4 protein-coding genes and 1 pseudogene are annotated in these 5,343 nt (G+C 67.4%); 2 read left to right on the top strand and 3 right to left on the bottom strand.

Annotated elements, in window-relative coordinates:
- Together AC1D1G_RS41120 and AC1D1G_RS41115 are read right to left on the bottom strand one after the other, a co-directional pair.
- The coding region (locus tag AC1D1G_RS41120) for an anti-sigma-D factor RsdA (RefSeq protein WP_477956486.1) at window positions 1-323 on the bottom strand (323 nt) is incomplete at its 3' end.
- Window positions 307-545: pseudogene (locus AC1D1G_RS41115) on the bottom strand (RNA polymerase subunit sigma); the annotation flags it as partial. The gene AC1D1G_RS41120 and the pseudogene AC1D1G_RS41115, both read right to left, overlap by 17 nt.
- 402 nt (window positions 546-947) lie before the next feature.
- Here AC1D1G_RS41115 and AC1D1G_RS41110 point away from each other — a divergent pair.
- Window positions 948-3,269, top strand: coding sequence for an ATP-binding protein (locus AC1D1G_RS41110; protein ID WP_477956485.1), 2,322 nt, complete (start codon window positions 948-950; stop codon window positions 3,267-3,269).
- Window positions 3,270-3,778: 509 nt separating this feature from the next.
- On the opposite strand, the gene AC1D1G_RS41105 is transcribed toward AC1D1G_RS41110, so the two are convergent.
- Entirely contained in the window at window positions 3,779-4,351 is a 573-nt protein-coding gene (locus tag AC1D1G_RS41105; RefSeq protein WP_477956484.1) for a CGNR zinc finger domain-containing protein, read from the bottom strand.
- Window positions 4,352-4,566: 215 nt separating this feature from the next.
- On the opposite strand from AC1D1G_RS41105, the gene AC1D1G_RS41100 reads away from it, so the two are divergent.
- A complete protein-coding gene (locus AC1D1G_RS41100) occupies window positions 4,567-5,160 on the top strand; it encodes a maleylpyruvate isomerase family mycothiol-dependent enzyme (protein WP_477956483.1) in 594 nt (197 codons plus the stop codon).
- Window positions 5,161-5,343 lie beyond the last annotated feature (183 nt).

Raw genomic sequence — 5,343 nt, 5'->3', positions numbered from 1 at the left:
GCGATGGGTCGCAACAAGCGGAGCTTGCTGCGGGCAGCGCTGCGTGCGGAACGGGCGTCCGAGGCGTCGATCGCCGCGATCACGTCGTCCAGCAGCGGCCCGGTCGGCATCGGCGTCGCCACGATGTCGGCGCGCCAATTGGTCAGCAGAAGCGCGAGCTCGTACTGCTCCGGCGAATCCGTTGCGACGGGACCGCCGCCGGCGATCGCGTCGATCAAAGCGTCGTCACGGCGCACTGCCGCGACGTCCACCGGTGCGTCGTCTCCTGGGAGATCGGCATCGGGATTGCCGTTGCGCTTGATGCCCCTAGCCAAACCTCTCACCTGCCCTCGTCACCCGCGCCGGCTCGTGTCGAGCCGCGCGGACAGCTCCCGCGGTACTACCCACGGCCGCGGCCGTATTCTCGGCTGACGTACCGACCACGAGGCGGAGGATCAAGCAGTTCGTTCATCTGCCTGCTCGCGTTTTGAGTCCAGCGCCCGCTGTTCGGGTCCGTCATCGTTGACTACGACATCTAGTACGTCGGTAACGGGCTCCGACTTGTTACCGCATGGCAGGGAAGAGCGACACAAAATCGGAACCATGCGCGTCGGTTGTGGGTTTCCCGGTGTTGTCCGCACGCCGTCGGTTGCCGCAGGACCACACCCCTCCTCTGTGGGCCGACCCCGGCGCACTCGGGCGGTCCTGAGGCCCTGGGCCGGGGTCGACGTTTCTGCAAGGACATCGTCTTCGGGGTGGACGATCCTCCTAGGTGGATTATCCCACCGGTGGCCGGTACTCGGCGAGGCCCAGCTCTCGGTGGCGAGGATCCCCTGGGGCGCTCAGCACGGTGATCACCCGTGCAGAGCCACGAGAGGGTAGCGAGAGGGTGGTCGCGGACCGGATCGCGTCGTGGCGGCGAAGGTACCGTGGTCGGCAAGGGGATGTGAGATGAAAGTGACGGTTTCATGCCTTCCGGCGGCACGGCGAACGTGGGGAACCTTCCCTACGAATTGACGAGTTTCGTCGGCCGCCGTCATGAGATCGCCGAGATCCGCCGTCTACTCTCCGTGTCGCGGCTCGTGACGTTGACCGGTGTGGGGGGTGTGGGAAAGACCAGGCTCGCGCTGCGGGCCGCCGCCGATTCGTCTCGTGCGTTTGACGACGGTGTGTGGTCGGTCGGGTTGGGGGAACTGTACGACCCGGGCGCGGTCGTCGACGCGGTGCTGTCGGCGTTGAACCTGCGCGAGGGGCCCGGCGCCCCGGAAACGCAGCTCGTCGAGTATCTGACGCCGCGGAAGCTGTTGCTCGTGCTGGACAACTGCGAGCACCTCGTCGGCCCGGTCGCAAACCTCGCGGAAACCCTTCTGCGCAGTTGTCCGGACGTGCGGATTCTCGCGACCAGCCGGGAGCCGTTCGGAATCGGGGGAGAGGCCGTGCTGCGGGTGCCGCCACTGACGCTGCCGGAGGCGAGGCAGCGGTCGGTGGCCGGCGGGGGGCTCGGCCATTACGAGGCGATGACCCTGTTCACCGAACGCGCGGCGACGGCGGTGCCGGGCTTCGAGATCACCGAGAGCAACGAGGGCGTGGTCGCGGCGATCTGCCGGCGTCTGGACGGTCTGCCGCTGGCGATCGAGTTGGCGGCGGTGCGGCTGCGGGTGATGTCGGTCGAGCAGATCCTGCACCGGTTGACCGACCGCTTCACCTTGCTGACGACGGGTAGCCGCGGGGCGCCGTCCCGCCAGCAGACTCTCCTGGGGAGTATCGACTGGAGCTACGACTTGTGCACCCGGGTGGAGCGGGAGATGTGGGGACGGCTGACGGTGTTTGCCGGCGGCTTCGAGCTCGACGCGGCGGAAGGGATCTGTTCCGGCGGTATGACGCCGGAACAGGTTGTCGACGTGGTGGCGTCGCTGATCGACAAATCGATCCTGCTCCGGGAGGAGACGGGAGGTGCGGCGCGGTACCGGATGCTCGAGACGCTGCGTGACTACGGGGTGGAACGGTTGCAGGAGACCGGCGAATTCGCATCATTGCTGCGGCGGCACCGGGACTGGTACGCACACCTGGTGCTGCGGGCGGAGTCCGATTGGATCAGTTCGCGGCAGCTGTCCTGGACCCTGCGCCTCGACGCTGAGCAGTCCAACATCGTTGCGGGTCTGCAGTTCTGCCTGACCGGCCCGCACGAGGCGAACGCGGGGATTCGGATGGCGGGCGCGATGTACCCGTACTGGCGGGGGCGGGGCAAGCTGCGCGAGGGGATGCGGTGGCTGGCGCAGCTTCTCGCGGTGCGCGGCGACGAACCCGGGCTCGAACAGATCACGGCGTTGTACGTGCTCAGTGTGCTGTCCGGGCTGCACGGCGACGCGGACGCGTCGGCAATCTATGTTCAGCGCGGCAGTGCCCTGGCGGCGCAGCTCGGCGATCGCACCGCCGCGGCACTGATGGACGATGCCGCCGGCCAGCACGCACTGATCACCCTGGATGCCCGGGCAGCGTGTGAGCACTTCGAATCCTCGCTCGCAGTATTCCGAGACGACGGCAACGTGCTGTACATGATCTGGTCCCTGTCCGGGCTCGCGGCGGCCAGTGACGCGGCCGAAGACTGGGCGCGGAGCGAGGAGTGTCAGCGGGAGATGCTTGCGCTGACCGAATCGCGCGGCGAGTTCATGTACCGGGGCTGGGCGCTGTGGGGTGCCGGGATGGGGGCGTGGCGGCGCGGCGAGTATTCCGGGGCGAAAGAGCTTGTCATGCAGGGGCTGCAGCTCGCCCGGTCGGTGGATGACCGCACCGGCGGCGCGGGGTGCATCGAGGTCCTGTCGTGGATCGCGGTGGATGAGGGTGCTCCTCGGCGGGCGGCCACGCTGATGGGTGCCGCTGAGGGCMTCGCGCGGGCCGGCTGCAGCCCCAGCATCCTCTACCCGAGGCTGCTCGTCCACCACGACCGGTACGAGGAGAAGGCCCGCGGGGCGATCGGTGACCGCGCGTTCGAGGCGGAGTTCGGGCGCGGTCTCGGGATGCGGTTCGAGGAGGCCGCCGGGTACGCCCTCGACGAGAGAGGTACGACCGCCGCGGCGGTCGGACCGGGGTCGACGACTCTCACGCGGCGGGAGCGGCAGGTCGCCGAGCTCGTCGCCGAGGGACTGACCAACAGGGCGATCGCCGACAAACTCGTCATTTCCCAGCGCACCGCTCAGGGCCACGTCGAGCACATTCTGTCCAAACTGGGGTTCACCTCCCGGACTCAGATCGCGGCCTGGGTCATCGAGCGCAGGCAGGGCGAGCCCTGATCGTTCACGCCACCCGGGTCCACGGAACAGGTTCCGGCGCAGGTCGTTCGGCCTCGCATGGAGGGCGGGGTCTTACCGCGGGGCTCCGGTGGGGTGGGTCAGGGGTTGACGGGCTCGGGCTCGGGTGGAGCTGCTAGTGCGGTGCAGGGGAGCCGCCACTTTGGTAATCACGCGTAAGAGGGGCTTGCTTCTCACCACCCCGATTTCATTTGCCCGGGCACGTTGCGCACCACTGGCGAACGGTGGTGTTGCTGCAGATCGCTCTGGTGGGCGCTGAGCGTCACGAGTCGCGTTTTCATGCGGGTTCTCAATCCGACTGGCAGGGCCCGATGCGATAGCGCCCCAGCGCTGGGGCGCGAGTCGCCGGCTGTCGGACTCGCTGCGAACTTGGGATTGGCGGAGACGTGACACGGAGGGGCAGCGGACAGTATGTGACGGTTTGAGCATTGGCGACGCGGCTGGGCTTCCGGGCGAGTGCGACGGTGAGAACCGGATGCTGGACATACTCATCACGGGTGGGTGGAGCGGTAGCGGGCGGCTTTGGCTTGGTTGCCGCAGGTCTTCATGCTGCACCAGCGGTGACGGCGGCTGCGGGAGAAGTCGATGAAGAACCAGCCGCAGCTGTCGCAGGCGCGCACTCCTTGCGGTGGTGGGGCGAGCACGAGGGTGATGGCGCGCAGCGCCAGGATCGTGAACACGCCCTCAGCGGCCAGTGGAGTCATGGAGCCGTCAAACGAAACGGTGATGGTGTCGCTGCCGCGACGGGCGGTGCCGAGTAGCCGTGCGAAGGCGTCCGCGGGGATTGTGTGGCCGTCCTTCTGCGCGTCGAAGACTGTCCAGAACAGCGCACGCAAAGCGCGAGCCTCCTTCAGGGCGGCCGCAATGTCGGCGGAGGCGCGTTCCGGAGGACCCATCGCAGGTAGCAGGTGGACCCGGTCGAGCCAGGTGGCGAGTGCTTCGGCGCGCTCGGCAAGGGCGCGCATGGCGGCCTTGTTGCAGTTGCTCTTGTTCTCCATCCACTCGGCGATGCTCAACCGCCAGTGCATGCACCAGCAGCCGCCGGCACCGCCGCGCGCGCCCATGACGGTCTCGAAGTCGTCCCAGGTATCCGCCGCAAGCTGTCGAACCGAGAGCCACGCCGCCGGGGCGTTCTACCGCATCGTCGATCGGTAGAGGATGGAGCGGGTCAGCCCGGTCTTGGTCGCGTCCTGGAAACAAACCACCACCGGGGACAATCCGGCCGTCAGGCGTCGGGCCCGATCCAGTCGGTGACGGGCAGAGTTTGTCACATGGCTTCATGAATGATGTCTGGCCGATCGTGCATGCGGAGCGTGTGGCGCTGATCGATGACCTCACCGACCTCACCGACGACCAGTGGGACCACCCCTCACTCTGTGGTGACTGGACCGTGCACGACGTCGCTGCACACTTGATCAACAACGCGAAGACCACCCGCCTCGGTATCGTGCGCAACATGGCCCGGGCGCGCTTCAACTTCGATCGCCAAACCGCCCAAGGCGTCGAACGCGAACGCGGCGCCACACCCCGCCAAACGCTCGCCCGGCTTCAGCAGGTCGCAACACGTACGTCGACGCCGCCGGCACCGCTCGACAGCAGACTGGTCGAAGAGGTCGTCCATGGCGAAGACATCCGACGGCCGCTGGGCATCATCCGTGTATATCCGTTGGAGGCGGTCGTGAGATCGTTGCGGTATCAGGCGCGCACCCCGGTATCCCTGGGCGGTGCGAAGCAACTCATTGCCCCGGTCCAGTTGCGGGCCACCGACGCAGACGTATCGATCGGTGATGGCCCAGAAGTTGTCAGCGGTCATGTAATTCCCCAGGTTGAGGGGTTTGTCCGTCACGTAATTCCCCACCCCGCCGTCACGTAATTCCCCACCCCTGGGGCGTGTCGGCCGGGGGTTCGGGTGCTGCTGCAGGTTCGCTCCTGACTGGGTCACCGACAACGGGGCCCGGGAAGGGGCCTGACGGTGGCGAGGAGAACGTGGACGATGATCGATCTGATGGAGTTGTTCCGGCATTGGCATGCCGGCCGGTCCCAGGTGCCAGGTGCA

Source organism: Rhodococcus sp. P3_B8, from assembly GCF_056402775.1.
This window is presented reverse-complemented; position numbering and strand designations above follow the sequence as displayed.